The sequence below is a fragment of the Ignatzschineria rhizosphaerae genome (assembly GCF_022655595.1).
GTDB classification, from domain to species: domain Bacteria; phylum Pseudomonadota; class Gammaproteobacteria; order Cardiobacteriales; family Wohlfahrtiimonadaceae; genus Ignatzschineria; species Ignatzschineria rhizosphaerae.
Map to the genome: position 1 here is coordinate 2,036,688 of NZ_CP093379.1, position 23,496 is coordinate 2,060,183.

The window sequence follows — 23,496 nt, forward strand, 5'->3', positions numbered from 1 at the left end:
TCTTGCCTAGATACGTGATCAAGCTATATACGTTTATCTCTATTTTTTCTTAATTGTTTTCTCTATCTCCGCTTTATCACGGCTCAACACATTACCAATAACCATTTACTATCAACAAGATACATTAAAACAATAATCATTATAATAATGTCATTATAAATATTAAAAACAGAGAGTTTTGATACAAAAAAATGGAGTGTAAACCTCCCCTAAAACCTCTATTTATCAGTAAATACAACATTTATACTATTTAAATCAAATCATTATCCTATCCTTTTTTATAAAAAATCCTCGCTAGCTCTTTGTTTAATAACGCCTAAATTCCTCTTTACAAATTCTTTTCAATAAAAATCAAGTGCTTATAACAAATAGTATCAATAGCACCTTAAATACATTTGACTTTAGATCCTTAATAGCAATAATTATCATTACGAGTTGATACTGATAACTCTTTCAACTCTATTTTTTTGATAAGAAAAAACACACTTGCTAATAGGAATTATCTTCATGATCTCTACGAATCACCCCCATTTTAAGAGAAAACTCTTAAGTTCTGCGTTAATCCTCATCTGCTCTACCGGCATTGGTTTTAGCCAATCAGTTTCTAATACTGTGGAGCTAGAAGAAGAGGAACTCCTCAATAAAAAGCCAACGATTGATTTATCAAAGATTGTGGTAACAGCTGGTGGATTTGCTCAAGAAGTAAAAGATGCTCCTGCATCTATCTCTGTTGTATCTAAACAAGAACTTGAAAATCAACCATTTAGAGATGTTACAGATGCAATCGCTGACGTACCTGGCGTTGTTATTACAGGATCTGGGGCAAGCGAAGATATCTCTATTCGCGGAATGAGCTCTGCCTATACCTTGATGATGGTGGATGGAAAACGTCAAAACTCTCGCGCAACTCGCCCTAATAGTGATGGCGCAGGGATTGAACAAGGTTGGATTCCACCACTTGCTGCAATTGAGCGTATTGAGGTGGTTCGTGGCCCGATGTCATCACGTTATGGATCTGATGCGATGGGCGGTGTCGTTAATATTATTACTAAGAAAATCTCCGATAAATGGATTGGTAACTTCCGTTCAGATTACACGTTAAATCATGAATCAGACGAAGGAAATAGCATCAATAGTGAGTTCTACTTCAGTGGTCCATTAGTTCATGAAAAATTAGGGCTTCAACTTTATGGGAAATACTCTCATCGTCAAGAAGATAGCCATACTTCTCCGGGTATTCCTGAAAGACGAATGGAGAACATTGGCGGGAAACTCACCTTCGTTCCTATTGAAGGTCAAACATTTGAATTAGAGTACGGTGCTGGTTTCCAAAAACGTATCTCTACGAAAGGTAAATCAACGGCTCGTGATGGCAGTGATAACAAATACAAGCGTAACAATATCTCTACAAGATATTTAGGAGAATTTGATCACGGTATTACCGCTGAACTCTTCTACGCCCATGAGAAAAATGACAACTACTCTCGAAATATGATTGTTAAAAATACAGAGGTCAATGGGAACGTTATTATCCCTATTGGCAATCATACTGTGACAGTTGGCGGACAATATATTAAAGAAGACCTCACCGATACTAACAACCAGTTAAATAAAGATATCGATAAAATCTCTCGTAAAAGCCATGCGATCTTTGTTGAAGATGAATGGTGGTTATTAGATAACTTTGCGATCACCGCAGGTATGCGTTATGACCATGACGAAAACTATGGTAGCCACTACTCCCCAAGAATTTACGGGGTATGGAATATTAATGATGAGTTTACTTTAAAAGGTGGAATCTCAACAGGTTATAAAACTCCTTCAATTCGTAGTGCTGTAGCTGATTGGGGTCATGGAACAGGTGGCGGTTACACTAATGGTGTTATCCTTGGCAACCCAGATCTTAAACCTGAAAAATCTACTAACTATGAATTAGGTTTAAGCTACTCAAATGAGATGGTAGATACTAGCGTTACAGGATTCTATACGAAGTTTAAAGATAAACTCCAAAACGTGACTACTTGTAGAACGGATTATACAGGCGCTTATGATCCAGATATCCATGATCAATGTCTTGCACCTAATGGTAACAAATTCAACTTTATCCAAACGAATGAAAATATCGACACAGCAGAGCTTAAAGGAATTGAAATTGCGGCAAGAGTTCGCCCTATTGAGACTTTAACCTTCTCTGGTAGCTATACTTGGAATAAAACTAAACAAACAAGTGGCCCTAATAAAGGCGTTCCTTTAAACCGTATTCCTGAGCATCTTGTGAAAGTGAGTGCTGACTGGCAGTTTACGCCTAAAGCAAATGCTTGGGCAAAAGTGAGCTTCCGCGGTAAAGAAACATCCCTCTCTCGTGGTGGTGCTCGTGGTGATGAATATGATTCATATACACTCTTAGATATCGGTGGATCTTATAAAATCAATCGCGATGTAAGCCTGTTTGGTGGTGTTTATAACGTTACAAATAAAGATGTAAATGACCAAAACCACGGTCGTGATTTAGAAGGCCGCCGTTACTTCATGGGAATTAACGTTGACTTCTAATCAATATCTCTAATCATTGACTTTTAATTCTCCACATTAAAAGTTTAAAAGCCCATTACTTAAATCCTCAGTAATGGGCTTTTTTATAATATTTTAAAAATATAAACCCCGAAAAATCAAGCACGTAAATCAAGTTAACAATAAAAGCTCTCTATAACATTTGACTTTAAATTCCAAATGAGAATAATTAGCAATATTACTAAAAACTAAGAAATAGAGAGATCTGTAAACTCCCTATTCTTAACTTTCTTAAACTTGCTCATAGGAAATTTATCTATGCCTTCCCAGCCTCAATTTAAAAAGAGCATCCTCTGCTCTGCCCTCCTTCTGATCTGCACAACAGGTCTTGCTTTTAGCCAGACTACTTCCCCACTAGTTGAACAAGAAGAGGAAGAGCTCCTCAATAGCAAACCCACCATTGATCTATCAAAAATCGTCGTAACTGCCGGTGGATTTGCCCAAGAAGTTAAAGATGCCCCAGCTTCAATCTCTGTTGTGAGTAAACAAGATATTCAAGAAGCTCCTTTTCGAGATGTTACAGATGCATTAAGAGATATCCCTGGTGTTAACGTTTCTGGTCGCGGCAATAGTGCTGATATTAGTATTCGTGGAATGGATCCTAAATACACGCTATTTATGGTAGATGGAAAACGTCAAAACTCTCGTCAATCTCGCCCTAATGGTAGTGAAGGGTTTGAGCAAGGTTGGATCCCTCCTCTTTCTGCCATTGAGCGTATTGAAGTTGTTCGTGGCCCTATGTCTTCACGTTATGGATCTGATGCGATGGGCGGCGTTATTAACGTTATTACTAAAAAAGTCAGCGATGTTTGGGGCGGTAGCGTTCGTTTAGAGAGCAATATTGAAGGGGAATCCCATACTGGTAATACTCAAACTGCTGAAATTTATTTAAATGGTCCGATCATCACAGAAAAACTTGGATTACAACTCTACGGTAAATACTCTCATCGCTCTGAAGGGAAGTATTATCAAAATAATAAAGGGGATGATATTGGCGGTTCTGCTGAAGATAAAATGCATAACCTCGGTGGAAAACTCACCTTTGTACCCGTTGCTGGTCACACCATTGAATTAGAAGCAGGCACGGCGGTTCAGCGAACTATTGCAAATGTTGGCAAAAGCCTCCCAAAAGGGAACGATGCGGATGATACCCACAGAAGAGATAACCAATCTATTCGCTATTTAGGGGAATATGATAATGGTATTACTTCGGACTTTATGATCACTCATGAAAAAACAGACAATAGATTCCGTCACATCACCTTTGAAAATCTTGAAGCCAACGGGAATGTGATCATTCCTATCGGAATGCATACCGTCACTGTTGGCGGGCAAATTCGTAAAGAAACCCTAAAAGGGGAAGATAATGCCGTGACCGATGCTCCAAGAAAACTCACGCATAAGAGCCAAGCCCTCTTTATTGAAGATGAGTGGTGGTTACTCGATAACTTCTCATTAACAGGTGGCTTACGCTATGATCACGATGAAGATTATGGTAGCAACTTTACGCCAAGACTCTATGCTGTATGGAATACGACAGATGCCATCACTATTAAAGGGGGGGTTTCATCGGGCTACTCAGCACCAAGCCTACGAGAAACCTCAGAAGTATGGGGACAACAAACAGGGGGTCGTGGCAACCAAGGCGACCCTTATGCGCGCGGCATGATTATTGGTAATCCGGATCTTAAACCGGAAAAAACGCTTAACTATGAAGTTGGCGTTAGTTACACGCCTAATGATCAGCTAGATACAAGTATCACAGCGTTCTACACTAAATTTAAAGACAAAATTCAAATCGTTGATCTTCACTCAAAAACGCCAGGGGTAAGCTATCCTGGTCCTGATGGTCGTGGTTATGGTTTTATTCAAACCCGTGAAAATGCCGATAGAGCCACTTCTAAAGGTATTGAACTATCGGTACGCTGGAAACCTATCGATGTAGTTACTTTAACCGGAAACTACACTTGGATTGAAACAGAAATCACCCAAGGGAAGTTTAAAGGGGAACAATTTACGCAAACACCTAAGCATATGTTTAATCTCCATGCTGACTGGCAAGTAATGCCGCAAGCAAACATCTGGACTAAGATTAACTACCGCGGAGAAGAGACTTCATTAACACGTTCTGGCGGCCCTGGTGATAAATATCCGGGATACACCACTTATGATCTAGGAGGTAGCTATAAAGTCAGTAGTGATACCAGTATCTATGCCGGTGTTTATAACGTTACCAACAAAAAAATTGATAATCCAAACTTAAACCACACGATCGATGGTCGCCGTTATTGGATTGGTATCAATGTTGACTTTTAATTAGTCACTCCTTTAAAAAGTATCTCCACTTCTCATAAAAAATGAAAAGTACTATCAAATCCATCACTTAAGATTATTTAAAGTGATGGATTTTTTTATTTCAGATAAGGTCTTTATCACTAACCTCTAATCTACTTAATTTACACTTGCAAATAACAATGATTACTATTAACATATATCTCATTCAATGGATTCTCCCATTGATCCCTCATCATTGATGAATTTAAGTCTCCATTAAATAGACTTTTAACCCCGAACTCCCATAAAAGTCTCTAATCAAGCCCATCATTTATTGATGGTTTTTTTCTATACTTTAAAAACTAAAAAAGGTGAAGAGGCCCCTTTAACGATTCCCCTTTCTCATTAGCATCATTGATTAATAAAAGAGCAATATTTACATTTCGCCATTTTTCTATCAAACTCCCCATAGATCAATCTCTTTCAAGTTCCTTTATTTGGCATCTTACTTTAAAATCAAAACAATATTCCCACAAAATGGGAATTGATTTTGTTGATAAAAATCAATTTTGCTAAGGTCAAATCAGATAGGAACCTACTATGAAAAATTCAGATCGTATACTCAATATTCTTTCCTACATTGGAAATGCAGATAAGCCAGTCTCCCCTAAGGAGTTAGAAGAGAAGCTCAACATCCCCATTTCTAGTGTTTATAGAATCCTCAATACTCTCATTCTTTGGGAATATGTCACACATTCTCATATCTTGGGATTCTATACCTTAGGCGCACAGAGTCTTAAAGGACGAGAGCTTTATGAAAAGTACTCCCTTTTAACACCTAGTGTTGAAAAGATCCTCACAACCTTAATGGAAAAGAGTAATGAGTCTGCGGCTATCATCGTCAGTGACTTATCAAAAAGCATTTGTGTTTCGATGATCGAGAGTAAACAAGCCCTTCGATGCTCATTTATCCCTGGAAAGGGGGATGTTTTAATTAAAGGTGCTAGCGGAAAAACACTCTTAGCCTTTTACGATAAAGCGCTACAAACAAAAATATTAGCGCAATACTTTCGTCAAGATCAGCAAGCTGAAAAAGCGCTGCTTATAAAAGATCTTGAAGCTATTAAAAAATGTGGCTACGGCAGAAGTGTCGGGGAGATAGATGAGGGTGTTCTCGGAATCTCTGCCCCAATATTTCGCCAAAAACAGACGGCCGCAGTTGTCACATTAATGGCCCCTTATTTTCGCTCTCAAGATAAAGAGCCAGAATTTATTAAACTTGTGATGACAGCAGCGCATCACATTACTGACATTATTAATCATAATTGATCTCAAGGAGTGGATTATGGACAATATACCTTTTAGATGGGAAGGCCGCTTTGATGGCGATACTGCCGAACATCGCCGTTTTTTTCAAATCATCAATCAGCAAGAAAAGGCTGATTTTACCCTGTTAGGCTTTGCATCTGATGAAGGTATTCGCCGTAATCAAGGACGTTTAGGCGCTAAGAATGGTCCTAACCATATCCGTAAGCAACTCGCAAGTTTACCTGTTCACCGCTCATTTACCCTCAATGATGCAGGGAATGTCATTTGTGAAGATGAAGACTTAGAAGCCGCTCAAAAAGTGCTTGCGGATAAGATTCAACAAGTTCTAAGTGACAAGAGTCTGCCTATTGTCCTGGGCGGCGGTCATGAAATTGCGTTTGGTAGCTTTCAAGGTGCTTTTAATCATCTCTTAACACAGAATAAGCCCTTCCAACTCGGCATTATTAACTTCGATGCCCATTTTGATCTTCGTCAGGCAGATGTTGTTACCTCCGGCACGCCTTTTTTAAATGCTGCAAACCTCTCAAAATCGCACAATATTGATTTTAACTATCTCTGTCTTGGGATTGCTGAGCATGGCAATACACGCATCCTTTTTGATACCGCAGATGAGCTTGAAGTGACTTATATTCTCGATAAAGCGCTCGCACCACACAAAATTAATGAAGCGCTAAGCCACGTTCAAGCCTTTATTGATCGCATGGATTATCTCTACATTACCGTTGATCTTGATGTATTTCCGGCATATCTAGCGCCAGGAGTTAGTGCACCAGCCGCAAAAGGGCTCTCCCTAGAAGCTTTTGAAACCCTCTTCAATACAATTACAGCATCCAAGAAAGTAATTTTGCTCGATATTGCTGAATGTAACCCTCAATTTGATATCGACAACCGAACGGCCAAACTCGCAGCCTTTATCGTCTATCAATATATTAATAATAATCTTTAAATCCGGGAGGATTTCTCATGGTCTTTGAGTTTGATGTCTTAAGTACCCTACTCCTTACTATTCTCTGCTTACTTTTTGGGAGTGAATTAAAAAAACGTGTCAATTGGTTACAAAGGTTCTGCATTCCCTCTCCCGTCATTGGGGGATTTTTAGTCAGTATTTTGATCTGGATTCTTAAAATCTTGGATATGGCGTCATTTCAATTTGATACCAGTATTCAAGGCTATCTAATGGTTGCCTTCTTCACCACTGTCGGATTAGGGGGAAGCTTTAAGATCTTAAAATCTGGAGGAAAACTACTCTTTATCTATCTCTGTGTCTGTTGGTTTATTGCCTTTTTCCAAAATACCTTTGGTGTTGGGATCGCAATGGCGCTTGGGATTGATCCTGTTCTTGGCGTAATGGCGGGCGCAGTTTCTCTCACAGGGGGTCATGGCGGCGCGGCAGCTTTTGGCGGTATGGCAGAAGAGTTAGGACACAGCTCAGCGACTATTGCAGCACTTGCTGCGGCAACATTTGGACTTATCTCCGGTAGCTTACTTGGAGGCCCTGTTGCAAGCTACCTTATTAAAAGACACAACGTTAAAATTGAAGCTAACGATGACCTGCACATGCCAATGAGCACAAAAGGCCAGCCCCTTCCAGCGATCGTGGATACAACGGGCTTTTTAAAGATGCTTGCCCTTATCCTCCTAATTATGGTGGCAGGTAGAGCGCTTTCAAATTACTTTACCGAAGTAACAGGCTTCTCATTACCAAGTTATGTTGGGGCAATGTTAGTTGCAGTAGTTGTTCGTAATGTCAACGATGGATTAAAAGTTGTCGAGATTCAAGAAAAAAGTATTGATCTTATCTCCGGCGCCTCTCTCGGGTTATTCCTTACCATGGCAATGATGTCGTTAAAAATTTGGGAGCTTAGTGAAATTGCGTTACCGCTCTTTATTATCCTTGCCCTTCAAGTGATAGCCCTTCTTCTGATGACTATTTTTGTGGTATTTCGACTCCTTGGTAAAAACTATGATGCTGCTGTCATGTGCTCAGGGCTTTTAGGCCATGGGTTAGGTGCAACGCCAAATGCGATGGCCAATATGACTTCTGTTTGTGACCGCTATAAGCTCATCTCAACTAAGGCTTTAATGATCGTTCCTTTAAGTGGCGCAGTATTGATCGACATTGTTTCCATCCCTTACCATACGTACCTTATTAACTTCTTCTCTTAATTTTAAGAAAATAATTAAACTGTAGGATTTTATCGCGTTGTTTACAGTATTAGGAGAAAATACTGTTATGAATATCCATCGAAAAACAAAATTAACGCCGTTTCATCGAGAAGAGATTTGGCGATTACATCATCAAGAAAAATTTACCGTAACCTATCTAGCTGAGCGTTTTATGGTAAGCAGACCTACGATCTATAAAGTACTAAAACAAGGTAGATTGAACTTGTTTGTGCCATTAGCTAGTAAAAATGAACGTTATAGAACAATTAAGTATGGCATTAAACGTCTTGCAAAGATTGAAAAATCTATTGAAGAGAAACTTAAAAAGAGGGCTAAACGTTATAACAAAAACTATCCTGGCGAGATGGTCCATGTGGATACTAAACGGCTCCCTCTTTTAAAAGGGGATCTTAAAAATCGCACTAGAGAGTATTTATTTGTAGGAATTGATGATTTTTCAAGAGAACTTTATGCCGGTATTTATCCTGATAAATCACAGTTTAGTGCTGCTGAATTTCTTCGATGGGATCTGTTAGAACAGTGTCCCTATACTGTAGAATGCACCTATTCGGATAATGGTCGTGAGTATAAAGGTACATCAGAACATGCCTTTGTCGAAATGTGTCTAACACATAAGATTAATCAAAAGTTTACAAAGCCAGCTTGCCCTCAAACGAATGGAAAAGCAGAAAGAGTCATTCGAACACTCATGGAAATGTGGCATAATCAGGAAGAGTTTATCAGTTCAGATGATCGGAAAAAGAAGCTAAAACGATTTTTAAACTATTACAACACAGTAAAACCTCATAAGGGTATTAATGGTTTAACGCCTTATGAAGTTTTAGAAAATTATTTTAACACTGAAGTGTAAACAACCCGCCGATTTCTAACAATTAAACCATCATAAAATGATACAAGGGAAGCCTTTAGGCTTCCCTTTTTCTTTTACTAAAACAAAACGACCAACCACCTACCCAAATAATCAACAAGATAAACAACAAGATAATCAAAACAATGCTAGAATGAGCCCCAAACATTGTCATAACATATTCTCAAAAAGAATTCTTTCATGAAGAAACTTCTAGGATTACTCTTCCTATCTGTTTCCCTCTTTGATCTTTCAGCAGCTGATACAGTAAAGCCTATTGGTCTTCTTAAAATAGAAGACGTACCAGAACCTATGTATTGGCCTTTTAAACCAGAAATCACAGAACTGACTCTTTGGTGCTTTGGTGATCAAACATTAGTGCTATTTGATGGGATTAATGAAACCCTCTGGCCACTTAACGATATTGCCCATAAGCGTGCTAAAGAGCTTATTTTAGAGCCATCTCTCACACCAATTCTTTGGAGTAATAAAAAAGAGACACAAGACATGCTCTTAAAACCTATGATCGAAACAGGATTAAAATATTGCCCTTAACGGCTCCTAACTTCCCTTAATTGCAATTTAAAAGCATTTCTTTGATAACAAACAATTCTTAAAGCGATCTTTTTGATTTCTATATATTTATTTAAAATTAATAGGATAATATTCAAACTCCTATTATTGATAAGATAATTATAGAGCAATATTATTATGAAAATTTTCAACCATCCCTTTAAGATCATACTCCTGAGCTTTTTAACTATCAGCTTAGCCGGTTGTTTTGAATCTACTAGCCATGATTTTTGGATTGATAATCCTACTAATGCAGAGATCCACGTCACTATTGACGAGAGCACTTATCAAATCCCAGCAGAATCTGGAATCTTTGCTAATCTCACTTGGGGTAAACATGCACTTACCTATAATGGTGAGAATATTCACTTACCTATAATGGTGAGAATATTCACTTCTTTGTCCAAAATTCAAGCGCTAACAAATCCTTTATTAATCCTACCCAAAGCACCTATGTGATTAATCACATGATCTATATCGACGACACCGATGCAAGAGCGACAGATAGTTACCTTGAATGGCTCAGTAATACTTATAACCATAAAGTCCTCTTTGAGATTGATGACGTAGAAGAAGAGATCGAGGTTCCCTTCTCTGTCCATAATGATCTCTTTATGGAATATTCAAAAGCTAGCTGGGACTATTTTTTAAATGAAGAGCTTCCTGAAGAGGTCGAACTCTATTCTCCGGTCGTAACCCGTCAAAACAGACTGCTTTTAAACGATCCTAACTACCAAGCTGGCGCTTTTCAAACCACAAAGAAAAAGCTCTTTAGGGCACAAGATTATATTAAAGAGTATCTACAAGAATTCTCTGATAGTGATATCAAAATCATCCTCGATAAAAGAGCCTATCAAGATTATGTACCTTACAAAATTGCTTTAACAAAAGTAGATTCTGTTCAAGGGGAAAAATTTAAATCTCATCTTGTTAACTTACAAAATGACATTAATGCTTGGTTTCAACTTACCGACCCTAAAGCTGTAATGGATCAAAAAGATCAACTCTTTGGCATGAAATCAATTACTGAATTTCATAAAATGAGACAGGAATATCACGAGCAATTTACGATTACAGAAGATGGCAGAGAGAAAATGGACTATTCATTTAATGCTGCCTATAACGAACTTCATGACCAGACTTCTGTAACTTTTGGCAATACAAGTGGAAGCATTAGCATCCTTAACTTCTTTGTTGTGGATTAGTCTTTCAGTATCTAAAATAACTATTTCAAAATAGATCTGAAAACAAATATTGCACTAAGAGTTTTAGCTATCTCTACAAAAAAAGATCACCAATATGCGTGATCTTTTTTTATAAAAGGCCTCTCTATAAGTCCTATCTCTGAATTCTATCTAGCAATGATGACTCTATGCTCATTACTCTAAGTAATAAATCCACATCAATACGGGCTTCTCTTTTGTCTGCAATAATGCATCGACCTTGCGCATCGTGTCATCATCAATCACCGGGCAACCTTGACTAAATCCCATTGGTAAATAGGCGGGATAAACCTCTTCATTTGGAACATGCTTAAATGAGTGTAGAACAATATAGCGCTCAAAAGCCTTATCATTTGTTGCTTCTAAACCATGCATCTTATAATGGATATTAATACCCCATCGGCTCCATGATCGTTCACCTAAGCGATACTTTCCTAAGGAAGACGTATAACTATTGGGAATATTACTAAAGACAATCTCCTGATTACTACTTTCATAACCTGTATTGCCATAACCATGTGCAACTAGACTCTCAATCTCTACCCGATTTTCTTTAAAATTCCACACAAAAAAACGGTTCTTTCCTGAATGTCGACCAAAATCGATTAATACCGCATGCTCAAGGTCAAAGCCATTGTTTTTAGCATACTCATAAGCCTCATGGGCTCTCACTGTTAAATCCACCGGAGAAAACTGTGGATCTTCCTCTTTTGCAATCTCTATCGGCGATTTTTGACCACTTTCAAAATATTTAGCAATTAACCACAAACGATCTTTAAAATAGATCCCTCCTATCACACCGGCAAGCACCAAAAATATCAAAGCTATGGAGATAAACCACTTTATAAAACGTTTCACGTTAAACATTTCCTATCCAGAGAGATCAATCATCAACTAAAAAAAAATAATCATAACATTTAGATTGTCACGTGCTTTAAATAATCGTATAACATTTTATCCATCACTTTTATAATGAAAATACTTCATATTAATAACACGCCATTTTTTTAAAGGAGTATCTCCATGGAGACTGACATTTATTGTGACCTTGAAAAAGAGAAAGCCCATCCCAAAGCCCAAGCTTTAATGACCGAAGACTTCTTCTGGGATATAGGTGATGAGCTAGCCCCTTTTGGCTCAGATGAAGGCTTTGAGGCGCTCTCTGAATTTCGAGAATGGCGCCTTGAAAATCCCGATATTTCGGTGGGATTTTGTATCGCTTGGATTATTGAAAGTGTGGGTGAGTTTGATAACTATGAAGATTATAATGAGGAAAATCTTGTCCATCATGAAAAGATTCTCCAACAAATCAATGATCCTGATTTTGATGATCAACAATATATCTTCACTCTCGATACAACCATTATCGCAACCGCACTCGGGCAATTAGTAGATGAAGGACTCATTGAAGAAGAGTATAAGTACTACGTTCAAGTCGCCATTAATCGTCTACGTATTTGGGCTGATCTTCAAAATCATTGGGATTACCGTAAAGAGTATATTCATAATCTTGATACCATTGAGCTGGTTTTAGAAAAAGCTTAATCCCCCAACGCTATAGATTTTGATATATGCCCTATATTAGCTCGCAAATATTCTTATAATCATCTTTAATGACCCCTTAGCGTCAATCATGAAAAAGAGTCCCTATGCCAAGAAAAATTATCCTGATATTACTCACAATAGGTTTATTAATCGGCTGCGCCGAAGAAAAACCGCTCTACTTCGATGAAAACCTTACCGGTTATTGCCGTGAGTTAAATATCATGTACTCTAAAAAAAATGAGATGCTCATGTTATTGGGAACTCCAAAAGCGGAGATAGAGCGGGATCATCAAGCACAGCTCCAATTTATTCATGAAGAACTAGAGGCGAATAGTGATCTGTGTTTAAGCTTTCTTAAAGGACAGATGGATGATTTTCTTGGGCAATAAAAAATCCTGAATAGTTCTGCTTTATTCAGGATTTTTACTCATTCCATCATCAAAAAACAATGCGCTACTTTAACTCAGAGCCGAGCTGGGGCTGTTTTAACACATGTGTTTTAATTTTCCCCATCACATGCATTTCACAAGGGCGGCAATTAAATTTAAGTGTGTACTCTTCCCCTTGATGACTTAACGTTAAAGGCGTTGGCTTTACTTGACCTTGAACACCAGTAACACCGATAGTTTGTTTCGGGCAGAGATTATAAGAAAAACGCAGGCAATGCTTGGTGATCATTACCGGCACTTCCCCAAGCTCTTCGTGCGCTTCATAGGCAGGCTCAATCATTGTAACGCCATGCTTATGATAGAATTCACGCGCCTTTTGGTTATACACATTATCTAAAAACGTGAGCTTCTCAAATGGGAAGATTGCCGGTGGATCAACCTTTTCACGGCGTGAACCGCGAACATAATTATTTTGAATCGCTTCTTCTAGCCCCAAAATCGCATCTCTACGCAGTTGATTCACCACACTTGCCGGAATAAAAGGAATCTCCGCTAAACTGATTTGCACATCAGTCAGCTCAAATCCTGTACCACCAAATTTTGTAAGATTTTTCTCTAAATTGGCTAAGCCTTTCTCCGCATCATTTGCTAATTCAAAATCTCCCACAAGTTCACTCGCCGCATAATGCCCCTCTTTTGTGAAAAGCTCTAAAAGATAGATATTATCTACATTTTTACTAAACATTAAGGAGAGTTCTAATTGACGCTCAGCGGATTCTTTCGTGAGTAACTGGCTCCAGACTTGATCATGGTTGCGATTAAGTGGGTGTTTCTTTTGGATATTCGCCCGCTCTGCAATAAAGGCTTCCGGCATCTCATTGGGATAAACAAGGTAATGATTCTCGCCAATTTTATCAGCACGGTTTACGGCAAAACCAACAGTTTCTCGCTTAATCTGGATATTTAAGCCATCGCCATTTGCTAGCGGTTCTGTGGTTTTCACTTCGATAAAGTTCTTCTTAATATCGAGTAGTTCCCCAATCGGTAATCCCACAAATTTAGGAGAATCAAACGCACCAATATCGCCTTTACGTGCATTCACAAAATAATCCGTACTGCCACGATGGAAGGTTTTTTCAGGGTTTGGAATAAAGTGATGCATTACTTTACCGTGCGATAATCTAGTAAACTCTGGGTTACGCTCAATATAGCTATCAATGAGTTGGCGATAATGCGCGGTGATATTTTTCACATACGCCATATCTTTATAACGCCCTTCAATTTTAAAAGAGCGAATCCCCGCTTCAATGAGCTGATCAATATTGGCAGATTGATTATTATCTTTCATCGATAATAGATGCTTATCAAAAGCAATAACCCGCCCTTCACTATCTTTTAAGGTATAAGGTAAACGGCAAGCTTGCGAGCAATCCCCACGGTTAGCAGATCGCCCCGTATCGGCATGTGAGATATAGCATTGCCCAGAGAAAGCGACACACAGCGCCCCATGCACAAAAAACTCTAACGCCGTATTTGGGCGAGCTTCATGAATGGCACGAATCTCTTTTAGGCTTAATTCTCGTGCTAATACCAACTGTGAAAAACCTACATCCGCCATAAACTTTGCTTTATCTAGAGTACGGATATCGGTTTGTGTTGAAGCATGTAATTCAATTGGTGGAATATCGAGCTCTAAAATTCCCATATCCTGCACGATTAACGCATCAACGCCGGCATCATATAGCTCATAAATGAGCTTACGCGCGCCTTCGAGCTCATTATCGTGCAAAATCGTATTAAGGGCGATAAAAACCTTTGAATTAAAATGATGGGCAAAGCCTGTAAGCTTTGCAATAGAAGCCACATCATTCTCTGCTGCATGACGCGCACCAAATTCAGGCCCGCCAAGATAAACAGCATCCGCACCATGAATAATGGCTTCTCGCGCAATTTCAACATTTCGGGCAGGACTTAATAATTCTAATTCGTGGGATAACAGGCTCATATTCTCAAAATTTCAAAAGCTAAAAGGGAATCTTCATCTCATTCACGCTCGTCAAAAAATCCCACAAAAGTGGGATCTTAATTTTAGTGCGATAGAATCGCTATAGGATACAAGGATTTTCCTTTTAATGCAGGTTAATTCGTCCCTTTTGCTTACATCGATCACTTAAAATTTTATATCAACTTCGTTAACAAGCGCTGCGATAAGCTATATTTCTCCATATATTCAATAAATGCTTCAATAAAAATTGTCTCTGCACTACTTCTATAAGCATCTTTATGCCATAGAAAATGAAGCTCCGTTGTACAAACACCCTCTTCTGGCGGTAAACGCCAAAGCAACCCCTCAGATACATATTGTTGTACACTATGCTCGGGAAGACAGCCGATTCCTAAACCTGCAACTAACAATCTTTTAACCTCATCATGATGAGTTGATGTTGCTACTATATTTCCTGAAAATCCTTTTTGATCTCTAAAAATGGTTAAGGGAGATAAGCTATCTCCTAATGCATCACTTGTAAAAGAGACAAAATTTTCGTTAATTAAATCTTCTATTTGACAATCTTCTTTACCAAAGTAGTGATGTTTTTTCCCGCAAAAAAGAGCATATCGTTGCGTTAAAAATACTTTAGATTCTATTTTAGAAGGTATTTTTCGGCAAAGGGCAATTCCCGCAGTTGCAGTACGTTGTTGAAGAAGATTCACAATATCACGACTCGGAAGAACTTCTATTTGAATCTCAATTCTGGGATGCATGCGATGAAACTCACCCCAAAATTCATCATAAACCATAGAATGAATACGACTTGCGCACAATAATCGTACCTTACCTACAGCTTCTTCCTTAGATTGTGACACTTCACTAATCAATTCAGAAATATTCCCGTAGATATTCTCAGCTGCTTTTTGAACTTTTAAACCTGCAGCTGTCATGGAGAACTTCGTACCATGCCTCTCAATTAAACGCTTTCCAAAATGATCTTCCAGTCTCTTTAATGCCTGGCTTACGGCAGATTGCGTGAGATGTAACTTTATCCCCGCTACGCTAATACTTCTTTCTTGTACAATTACCAAATATGTCCGCAATAAATTCCAATCTAATCTCTCATTAAGACGATTATCCCGTGACGAGGGATTTATAATCTTATCATTGTTCCCCATACCCACCTCCTTGCTTTTAAACAAAAGCACCACCTATGCCTGTTTTTAAATTAATGCACTCCTATCTAAACATTTAACAAATAAATATTTATTGCGCAACAAATCAACATTAGCTTAATTACTGTTAATTATTAAAAAGCATTAATTGACCCAATATCTAATCTCAAGCGATAAAGGTGATAACTCATACACGTTAGACAAGGATTTTACAAAAACAACAACATGATCTAATCCTCCTACAACCAACATGATCCCTATTGTTATTTTAAATATTTGAATAAGGAAAATTATTTATGAATACGCATCAATCTAATACTCCCTTAGATCCCCAGTTAATAAAAAAAATTATGAGTGCTGTTGATCATCACTTTGATGCACAATTAGCCTTTACCCAAGAGTTAATCCGATTTCCCTCCTTGAGGGGGCAAGAACATACTGCTCAAGATTTTTTATATGAAGCCATGCGTCAGCGAGGACTTGCAATGGATCGTTGGAAAATCGATATTGATGACATTAAATCACACCCAGGATTTGGTCCTGTTGATGTTTCTTATGAAAATGCTTTTAACGTAGTAGGAAGCTATCGGCCAGAAACACAATTAGGTAGATCCCTCATCCTCAATGGTCATATCGATGTTGTTCCCACAGGTCCTGAAGAAATGTGGTCAAGATCTCCATGGGAACCTGCAATAATTGATGGCTGGCTTTATGGACGTGGCTCTGCTGATATGAAAGCGGGTTTAGTTGCAAATCTGTTTGCGTTTGATGCGTTAAAAGCCATTGGTTATGAACCTTCAGCACCTATCTATTTTCAATCAGTTGTTGAAGAAGAATGCACCGGAAATGGAGCTCTTGCAGCGCTTCTTCGTGGATATCAAGCAGATGCTGTCATCATCCCTGAACCTGAAGAAAATATGTTAGTTCGAGCCAATGTTGGGGTTCTTTGGTTTAAAGTTAGAGTACAAGGTTTTCCAACACATACCCGTGAAATGGGAAATGGATTTAATGCGATAGATGCCGCTTATACAACAATTGCAGCACTACGTAAATTAGAGACAAAATGGAATAGCGAACACCATCAACATCGCCATTTTGAACATTTAGATCATCCTATTAATTTTAATATCGGTAAAATTGAAGGAGGGGACTGGGCTTCAACAGTACCACCTTGGTGTGAGTTTGATGTTCGAACTGCAATCTATCCAGGAATGACTGCTGATGAAGCTCGCTCACAAATTGAAGCGTGCTTAAAAGAGGTGTCAACTGATCCTAAACTTGCCGGAATTCCCCCAAAAATAACTTTTAATGGGTTTTATGCAGAGGGTTACGTTCTTGAAGAAGGATCTGATGCCGAAAATACGCTACGAGATTGTCACCGCCAAGCTTTTTCAAGTGAATTAGAGAGCTTTACAACGCCGGGTTACTTAGATGCACGTGTATTTGTGATCTATGGGGATATGCCTACGCTAGTCTATGGTCCAAAATCTCTAGATATTCATGGATTTGATGAACGAGTCCATATTGATTCACTAAAATTAATAACAAAAACTATCGCTCTGTTTATCGCTCAATGGTGTGGTATCACACCACTTACGACTAAACTATAAAATAGCTTTATAGTTAAACATTTTTATATACGTGATTTTAATAAAAATCGCTTAACGCCAACGCCATTTACAGGGGTTTAAGCGATTTTGCCTTTATATATTCTTAATTTCTGCTTGCAGAGCTTAACGCATATTAAAATACTCTCGATGAAAGTGATCCGATAAAGATAACCCCTTCGCTCTAACCGCTTGCTCAAGCTTGCCGGCAAATGCTGCAGGACCACAAAACCAAATGGAAGTCTCTTCATCTATCGAGAGATTCTCTGGATTAAGATATCCCTCTTCCTTACTGCAATGGATCTTTAAAAGAATTCCACTCTCTTTAGCAAGTTTTATTAAATAATCGAGAACTAAGCACTCCTCATGATCTTTAACGCAGTAGTACAGCGTAATCTCTTTAGAGATTTTTTGCCCTTGAAGCGATTCAAGCCAAGCAATAAATGGAGTAATACCAACACCGCCGGCTATCCAAATCTGTTTGGGAAGCTGAGAATTTTCAAAGGAAAACCTGCCATAAGGCCCCTCAATTTTTACCTTATCTCCTATCATCCACTCATCTTGAATTTTACAGGTATAGTGCCCTAAAGATTTAATCGCAAAACGAATCTCATGATCACTATTAACCACCGAAGCAATCGTAAAAGGGTGTTTTTCCTTTGAATCTTTATGCTGAATAAACGCATATTGCCCTGCTTCATGTTGCCATTTCTCATCCACTTTACAGGTCACAATTGTAATATCTGCTTCTTGTGCTAGCCCGATAATTTCTCCCTCAAAACGACGTTTCTTGCCAATAGCACCCAAAAGCGATGCCATCGCAGCATAGCCGCCAATCACCATAAAGACGATGAAAACTATTCCTACAGGCTCCGCCCAATAACGTGCCGGCGATAGAATAATGGTATGGAAGATCACCGCTAAAAAAAGAAGGGACATTCCCTTATGAATCACACGCCAAATCCGATAGGGAATCTTATGTAATAGCGTCACTACTAACATGATTAAAAAGAGGTAAAAGAGGATTTCTCCGGTATCTTTTGCCAGACTACGGTAATCTTCCATCCATTCAATACGAAATGTTTGTAACTTTGCTCCTCGCTCAAAAAATTGCTGTAACACCGTCTTACTAAGCTTTGCACCATAATGAAGCACCACCGCAATGACACTGAAGATCCCTAACCACTTATGGACATAATAGGTCTTATCTAACCCTTGAAATATCCCTTCTAAAAACTTGGGCCTTAATGCTAAGAGCATGATAATCCCCATAGATACTAAGCAAATCACGCCCGTTAGGTTGATCATCTCTTTACGCCAAAGCCAAACGCTCCAATCACCAATGTTATAAGTTACTAATACATCTAGCCCCCACAATAGTATGGAAAATAATAAAACGCCCCATACAATCATCTTTTCTCTGCTCATAATCTTTCTCTTTTATATTCAAACTGCTTTCTGTTATTGCAAGAGCTCTATATCCGTTAAAACCCTTTACACCGTACTGCTTGATATCAAAAACAGATAATCGATCAAAGAAACCTTTATCAATTATTGGCTAAATCCTATCTCTGTTAACTTAAGCCATTCTTAAAGTTGTCTAATCAACTTTACTAACAAATCATAATTTGATGTAAATCATAAAGATACGAAGGCTTCTATCATTTTATCAGGCTACCAGCTGATGAAAAGCCCGCTATTACCCTACTTAAAATTACTATTAATCTTTGTTTCATCCCGGTTTAAGGGCATTTAAAAGTAGCTTTATTTTCAATAGCCTGAGATAGTGATTAAATTATTAGCTGTTAGAAATCGGCGGGTTGTTTACACTTCAGTGTTAAAATAATTTTCTAAAACTTCATAAGGCGTTAAACCATTAATACCCTTATGAGGTTTTACTGTGTTGTAATAGTTCAAAAATCGTTTTAGCTTCTTTTTCCGATCATCTGAACTGATAAACTCTTCCTGATTATGCCACATTTCCATGAGTGTTCGAATGACTCTTTCTGCTTTTCCATTCGTTTGAGGGCAAGCTGGCTTTGTAAACTTTTGATTAATCTTATGTGTTAGACACATTTCGACAAAGGCATGTTCTGATGTACCTTTATACTCACGCCCATTATCCGAATAGGTGCATTCTACAGTATAGGGACACTGTTCTAACAGATCCCATCGAAGAAATTCAGCAGCACTAAACTGTGATTTATCAGGATAAATACCGGCATAAAGTTCTCTTGAAAAATCATCAATTCCTACAAATAAATACTCTCTAGTGCGATTTTTAAGATCTCCTTTTAAAAGAGGGAGCCGTTTAGTATCCACATGGACCATCTCGCCAGGATAGTTTTTGTTATAACGTTTAGCCCTCTTTTTAAGTTTCTCTTCAATAGATTTTTCAATCTTTGCAAGACGTTTAATGCCATACTTAATTGTTCTATAACGTTCATTTTTACTAGCTAATGGCACAAACAAGTTCAATCTACCTTGTTTTAGTACTTTATAGATCGTAGGTCTGCTTACCATAAAACGCTCAGCTAGATAGGTTACGGTAAATTTTTCTTGATGATGTAATCGCCAAATCTCTTCTCGATGAAACGGCGTTAATTTTGTTTTTCGATGGATATTCATAACAGTATTTTCTCCTAATACTGTAAACAACGCGATAAAATCCTACATATTAGCAATTAAAGGAGTTTTTGTTTTAACGCAAAAATCCATGAATACGATACCTTATGAAACAAAACGACAATCCGTCGCAATTAATCATGACTTAAGTTTCACGATCAAGTCCCTTTTGGATCAGCAACAGTTTTATGATCCTCTCGACCAAGCAAAACGTCTTGGGATTTGTAGTGCCGCATGGCCTATATTTGGCATGCTCTGGCCTTCGAGCGTTCAGCTTGCTTTAAAGCTTCTCAAATATCCTACCCCAGAAGATCATCATCTCTTAGAGATCGGCTGTGGACTTGGTATAGCAAGCCTCACAGCGCAATCACTTGGGTATAATATCACCGCCAGTGATCGCCATCCGCTTGCTGGCAAGTTCCTTGCTAAAAATGCAAAACTCAATGATCTTCCTGCTATTCGTTTTAAGCACGCGCAATGGGGCAATGTTCCTATTCCATCATTAGCAGATACCAATGCACCGCTATTAACGGGGCATTATCAACATATTATTGCCAGCGATGTGTTATATGAACCCAATGCCGCAATTGAAGTTGCGAGGTTTATCCATCAATTTGCAGATGAAAAATGTACGGTATGGGTGATTGATCCTAGCCGAGGCTATCACAATCACTTTACAAGAGAGATGGCGCAATATGGCTTTACATTGCAAGAGCATATTAGATTATCGGAGCCTGTTAATAATGCTCCTTACAAAGGACGATTATTAATCTATGCTAAGTAATTGATGCCAGTAAAAATATAGCATGTGAATCAAACTAGCTTGCACAATGCCGGATAGAACGATTGTTGTGCTTCTTTTTCGCTATTGTTACTAACATAAAAAAATCCCAGAACCACTTTGGTATCTGGGATTTAAAATATCAAATCTCTAACTTTTCAATATGATGACAAGCTCATATTTAATTAATTACTGACAGCTCGTATCGCCAGTACGATGATTAACCGCCCCATTTTTAATTAAAAGTTGCTGCATCTCTTCATAACCTTGTTGGCAAGCATAGCTTAATGCACTTTGGTTATAAGAAAAACGCGCAGGATCTTCGATCGTTGTCACAATATTTAAATCCGCACCTTCATCAATAAAGTATTGCACAACGTCCATACGATTATTACTTGCGGCAACCATCACTAATGATTCCCCATCATCTTCATAAGAAGTATCGTTAATATCGTACTCATCTTTTAATGCTTCATGCATCTTTTTCACGATATGGACATTCTTGCCAAGCGCTGCAGATTTTAACACATGATAAACATCGCCCTTATCTGTCGCCCAAAGATCAGCACCTTGCGCTACTAAGAAATCTACAATATCTTCATAACCAATAAATGCCGCCCAGCCAAGTGCTGTTTGATCAAGGCTTCCGCTATCTTTTGCTTCAATATCTTGTCCGTTTGCAACCATAGACTTTATAAGCTCAAGATTTCCCTGCTTTACTGCATCAAACCATGCGGCATTTTCACCTGTGGATGGCGCTTCATAAAAAATACGATGCTTTAACTTTGTAGGACTTGCGATATCCTTCATTTCAACAATATCAAAACGAAATTTATCTAAATCTACCGCTTGATCTGCACTGGCAATACCTAGTGAGAGCGATAAAACTACCGCACTCCACAATGCTTTTATTCCTAAATTTTTCATTTTTATAATTCCCTAGCGACATTATAGCTATCTGCTTTATAGATTTTCACACTATTTTCATGGGGATAACAATAGCATAAGTTCAGTTTCCTACCTACCTCACATAGGAAATTCAGTTTTTCTTAAATAGCATGAATCATCCAATTTATAATCAATTTTGATTAAGAAATATTATTTTAAAAATATTAAGGGTACAAAGTGTATCCAATTCGCTTGCACGCTACCGGATAGAACGATTCTTGTGCTTCTCATAATCGCTGCGCCGGCAATCTGATTCAGTCACTTTTAAATTGATTTCACTATCATGACTTAATCTACTGAAATGGATCAGTAATAACTAAACGATAAATTTCTATCGCTTCCTTAACGTCATCAACCCCATATACAATCCCTCGCCCATCATGAAATAGAATGATGCGGTTATTCTCTAAATGGATATTGAGAAAGTAATCGTTATATTGATAATGGATATTGCCGGCATCAAGCTTTGTGCTAATTTTTTCAAGATCAAGCGGCTTCACTTCCCGAATCATCACGGAGCCATCGCCGCAAAGTCTTTGCGCTTCCCTCTTCTTAACATGAAGATCTGGATAAGTCGGATGATCACCGCAAGTTGGGCAATCGGCATCCTTGAGCTTATGAAGATTCATATCCTGAGAGTGAAATTCCCAAAGATCCATCGTAAAGAGCGTTTCTCTAGTTGCTGAAAAATCTGCAAAAAACTTCATCGCTTCACTTGTTTGAATGCCGGAGATTAGCTGTAAAATCGGCTGAATTACTCCCACTGAGCTACAACTATCCCTCTTTTCAGAAGATAAGCTTTCTAATGGTAATAAGCCGAGCAAACATCTTAAGCAAGGGCTTTGTAATCGATTGCCGGCAATCATATTCGCGCTACTCTTGCCGATATCCTCAGCATCGCTATCCTTATTCTCCTTTGCCGGAAAATTAAAGTTATAACTCATGCCATAACTCTCAAGCGCAGTACCAAAGATCCAGGGTATTTGTAACTTATAACAAGCATCATTGATTAACATACGAAGCGAGAGGTTATCAGTACCATCTAATAAGAGATCATGTCCAGAAATTAACGTTTCAATATTATCAGAAGAGACATCGGCAATATGAGTTAAAACCTCAATTTCTGAATTAATCTTGGCAAGATGCTGCTTGAGAGCGATAACCTTTGGTAACGCTCTCTTTGCATCTTGCTCTGTAAAGAGCGTTTGCCGCTGTAAGTTTGAATACTCCACAAAATCACGGTCAATCAGTGTTAATCGGCCAAAACCTGCTCTCGCTAAGGTTTCCGCATGTTGCGAGCCTAATGCCCCGCAGCCCACAATCACAACTTTAGCTTGCTGAAAAGCCTTAACGCCAGCGCTACCGATTCGATGAAATCGAGCTAAGCGGCTATAACGATCTTTAATCATCTCTATTTTAATCTCTTTTAAAA

At 38.3% G+C, this 23,496-nt stretch carries 19 protein-coding genes; 12 read left to right on the forward strand and 7 right to left on the reverse strand.

Translation table 11 applies throughout. The features are described from left to right. Nucleotides 1-507: 507 nt before the first annotated feature. The 8 genes from MMG00_RS08980 (at nucleotide 508) to MMG00_RS09015 (ending at nucleotide 10,986) form a co-directional block, all read left to right on the forward strand. Nucleotides 508-2,553 (forward strand): TonB-dependent receptor domain-containing protein, encoded by a 2,046-nt coding sequence (locus MMG00_RS08980; protein ID WP_242147534.1) that lies wholly within the window; start codon nucleotides 508-510, stop codon nucleotides 2,551-2,553. Nucleotides 2,554-2,829: 276 nt separating this feature from the next. After that, nucleotides 2,830-4,887: a TonB-dependent receptor domain-containing protein gene (locus tag MMG00_RS08985; protein ID WP_242147537.1), complete on the forward strand. Its 2,058-nt coding sequence runs from the start codon at nucleotides 2,830-2,832 to the stop codon at nucleotides 4,885-4,887. A gap of 558 nt (nucleotides 4,888-5,445) precedes the next feature. Beyond that, complete coding sequence (locus MMG00_RS08990; RefSeq protein WP_242147539.1) at nucleotides 5,446-6,174, forward strand: IclR family transcriptional regulator; 729 nt, start codon at nucleotides 5,446-5,448, stop codon at nucleotides 6,172-6,174. Between the two features lie 16 nt (nucleotides 6,175-6,190). Then, nucleotides 6,191-7,120: a formimidoylglutamase gene (gene hutG, locus MMG00_RS08995; protein ID WP_242147541.1), complete on the forward strand. Its 930-nt coding sequence runs from the start codon at nucleotides 6,191-6,193 to the stop codon at nucleotides 7,118-7,120. A gap of 17 nt (nucleotides 7,121-7,137) precedes the next feature. Then, the gene (gltS, locus tag MMG00_RS09000; RefSeq protein WP_242147543.1) at nucleotides 7,138-8,340 is read left to right on the forward strand and encodes a sodium/glutamate symporter; all 1,203 of its coding nucleotides are present in this window, start codon (nucleotides 7,138-7,140) and stop codon (nucleotides 8,338-8,340) included. A gap of 67 nt (nucleotides 8,341-8,407) precedes the next feature. Then, entirely contained in the window at nucleotides 8,408-9,211 is an 804-nt protein-coding gene (locus MMG00_RS09005; RefSeq protein ID WP_242153261.1) for an integrase core domain-containing protein, read from the forward strand. A gap of 198 nt (nucleotides 9,212-9,409) precedes the next feature. Next, nucleotides 9,410-9,763, forward strand: coding sequence for a DUF2511 domain-containing protein (locus MMG00_RS09010; RefSeq protein WP_242147546.1), 354 nt, complete (start codon nucleotides 9,410-9,412; stop codon nucleotides 9,761-9,763). 473 nt (nucleotides 9,764-10,236) lie between these two features. After that, complete coding sequence (locus tag MMG00_RS09015; protein ID WP_242147548.1) at nucleotides 10,237-10,986, forward strand: hypothetical protein; 750 nt, start codon at nucleotides 10,237-10,239, stop codon at nucleotides 10,984-10,986. A 174-nt stretch (nucleotides 10,987-11,160) separates the two neighbouring features. Here the strand turns inward: MMG00_RS09015 and MMG00_RS09020 are convergent, their stop codons facing one another. Continuing rightward, nucleotides 11,161-11,862, reverse strand: a complete 702-nt coding sequence (locus tag MMG00_RS09020) for a murein L,D-transpeptidase catalytic domain-containing protein (RefSeq protein ID WP_242147551.1) — start codon at nucleotides 11,860-11,862, stop codon at nucleotides 11,161-11,163. A 165-nt stretch (nucleotides 11,863-12,027) separates the two neighbouring features. Here MMG00_RS09020 and MMG00_RS09025 point away from each other — a divergent pair, with 165 nt between their 5' ends. Both MMG00_RS09025 and MMG00_RS09030 read left to right on the forward strand, forming a co-directional pair. Continuing rightward, nucleotides 12,028-12,549, forward strand: coding sequence for a hypothetical protein (locus MMG00_RS09025; protein ID WP_242147553.1), 522 nt, complete (start codon nucleotides 12,028-12,030; stop codon nucleotides 12,547-12,549). Between the two features lie 104 nt (nucleotides 12,550-12,653). Next, nucleotides 12,654-12,938: a hypothetical protein gene (locus MMG00_RS09030; RefSeq protein WP_242147555.1), complete on the forward strand. Its 285-nt coding sequence runs from the start codon at nucleotides 12,654-12,656 to the stop codon at nucleotides 12,936-12,938. 64 nt (nucleotides 12,939-13,002) lie between these two features. Here the strand turns inward: MMG00_RS09030 and MMG00_RS09035 are convergent, their stop codons facing one another. Both MMG00_RS09035 and MMG00_RS09040 read right to left on the reverse strand, forming a co-directional pair. After that, nucleotides 13,003-14,943 carry a peptidase U32 family protein gene (locus tag MMG00_RS09035; protein ID WP_242147556.1) on the reverse strand — a complete coding sequence of 647 codons (1,941 nt, stop codon included), beginning with the start codon at nucleotides 14,941-14,943 and terminating at the stop codon, nucleotides 13,003-13,005. 173 nt (nucleotides 14,944-15,116) lie between these two features. Then, complete coding sequence (locus tag MMG00_RS09040) at nucleotides 15,117-16,106, reverse strand: LysR family transcriptional regulator (RefSeq protein ID WP_242147558.1); 990 nt, start codon at nucleotides 16,104-16,106, stop codon at nucleotides 15,117-15,119. Between the two features lie 293 nt (nucleotides 16,107-16,399). On the opposite strand from MMG00_RS09040, the gene MMG00_RS09045 reads away from it, so the two are divergent. Then, nucleotides 16,400-17,713 (forward strand): ArgE/DapE family deacylase, encoded by a 1,314-nt coding sequence (locus MMG00_RS09045; RefSeq protein WP_242147560.1) that lies wholly within the window; start codon nucleotides 16,400-16,402, stop codon nucleotides 17,711-17,713. 123 nt (nucleotides 17,714-17,836) lie between these two features. Here the strand turns inward: MMG00_RS09045 and MMG00_RS09050 are convergent, their stop codons facing one another. Beyond that, a complete protein-coding gene (locus MMG00_RS09050) occupies nucleotides 17,837-19,138 on the reverse strand; it encodes a ferredoxin reductase family protein (protein ID WP_242147562.1) in 1,302 nt (433 codons plus the stop codon). 396 nt (nucleotides 19,139-19,534) lie between these two features. Beyond that, nucleotides 19,535-20,338, reverse strand: a complete 804-nt coding sequence (locus tag MMG00_RS09055; RefSeq protein WP_242153261.1) for an integrase core domain-containing protein — start codon at nucleotides 20,336-20,338, stop codon at nucleotides 19,535-19,537. Nucleotides 20,339-20,426: 88 nt separating this feature from the next. Between MMG00_RS09055 and MMG00_RS09060 the strand changes: the two genes are divergently transcribed. Beyond that, nucleotides 20,427-21,119 (forward strand): class I SAM-dependent methyltransferase, encoded by a 693-nt coding sequence (locus tag MMG00_RS09060; RefSeq protein WP_242147564.1) that lies wholly within the window; start codon nucleotides 20,427-20,429, stop codon nucleotides 21,117-21,119. Between the two features lie 186 nt (nucleotides 21,120-21,305). Here MMG00_RS09060 and MMG00_RS09065 read toward each other — a convergent pair whose 3' ends face one another. Together MMG00_RS09065 and MMG00_RS09070 are read right to left on the reverse strand one after the other, a co-directional pair. Beyond that, on the reverse strand, nucleotides 21,306-22,043 hold the full coding sequence (locus tag MMG00_RS09065; RefSeq protein WP_242147566.1) for an ankyrin repeat domain-containing protein: 738 nt from the start codon (nucleotides 22,041-22,043) through the stop codon (nucleotides 21,306-21,308). A gap of 314 nt (nucleotides 22,044-22,357) precedes the next feature. Further along, complete coding sequence (locus MMG00_RS09070; RefSeq protein ID WP_242147568.1) at nucleotides 22,358-23,473, reverse strand: ThiF family adenylyltransferase; 1,116 nt, start codon at nucleotides 23,471-23,473, stop codon at nucleotides 22,358-22,360. Between the last annotated feature and the right edge of the window lie 23 nt (nucleotides 23,474-23,496).

Bases quoted from the DNA above. Each gene is read 5' to 3' on its own strand.
- MMG00_RS08980 (WP_242147534.1), top strand. From the start codon at position 508: ATGATCTCTACGAATCACCCCCATTTTAAGAGAAAACTCTTAAGTTCT.
- MMG00_RS08985 (WP_242147537.1), top strand. From the start codon at position 2,830: ATGCCTTCCCAGCCTCAATTTAAAAAGAGCATCCTCTGCTCTGCCCTC.
- MMG00_RS08990 (WP_242147539.1), top strand. From the start codon at position 5,446: ATGAAAAATTCAGATCGTATACTCAATATTCTTTCCTACATTGGAAAT.
- hutG (WP_242147541.1), top strand. From the start codon at position 6,191: ATGGACAATATACCTTTTAGATGGGAAGGCCGCTTTGATGGCGATACT.
- gltS (WP_242147543.1), top strand. From the start codon at position 7,138: ATGGTCTTTGAGTTTGATGTCTTAAGTACCCTACTCCTTACTATTCTC.
- MMG00_RS09005 (WP_242153261.1), top strand. From the start codon at position 8,408: ATGAATATCCATCGAAAAACAAAATTAACGCCGTTTCATCGAGAAGAG.
- MMG00_RS09010 (WP_242147546.1), top strand. From the start codon at position 9,410: ATGAAGAAACTTCTAGGATTACTCTTCCTATCTGTTTCCCTCTTTGAT.
- MMG00_RS09025 (WP_242147553.1), top strand. From the start codon at position 12,028: ATGGAGACTGACATTTATTGTGACCTTGAAAAAGAGAAAGCCCATCCC.
- MMG00_RS09030 (WP_242147555.1), top strand. From the start codon at position 12,654: ATGCCAAGAAAAATTATCCTGATATTACTCACAATAGGTTTATTAATC.
- MMG00_RS09035 (WP_242147556.1), bottom strand. From the start codon at position 14,943: ATGAGCCTGTTATCCCACGAATTAGAATTATTAAGTCCTGCCCGAAAT.
- MMG00_RS09040 (WP_242147558.1), bottom strand. From the start codon at position 16,106: ATGGGGAACAATGATAAGATTATAAATCCCTCGTCACGGGATAATCGT.
- MMG00_RS09045 (WP_242147560.1), top strand. From the start codon at position 16,400: ATGAATACGCATCAATCTAATACTCCCTTAGATCCCCAGTTAATAAAA.
- MMG00_RS09050 (WP_242147562.1), bottom strand. From the start codon at position 19,138: ATGAGCAGAGAAAAGATGATTGTATGGGGCGTTTTATTATTTTCCATA.
- MMG00_RS09055 (WP_242153261.1), bottom strand. From the start codon at position 20,338: ATGAATATCCATCGAAAAACAAAATTAACGCCGTTTCATCGAGAAGAG.
- MMG00_RS09060 (WP_242147564.1), top strand. From the start codon at position 20,427: ATGAATACGATACCTTATGAAACAAAACGACAATCCGTCGCAATTAAT.
- MMG00_RS09065 (WP_242147566.1), bottom strand. From the start codon at position 22,043: ATGAAAAATTTAGGAATAAAAGCATTGTGGAGTGCGGTAGTTTTATCG.
- MMG00_RS09070 (WP_242147568.1), bottom strand. From the start codon at position 23,473: ATGATTAAAGATCGTTATAGCCGCTTAGCTCGATTTCATCGAATCGGT.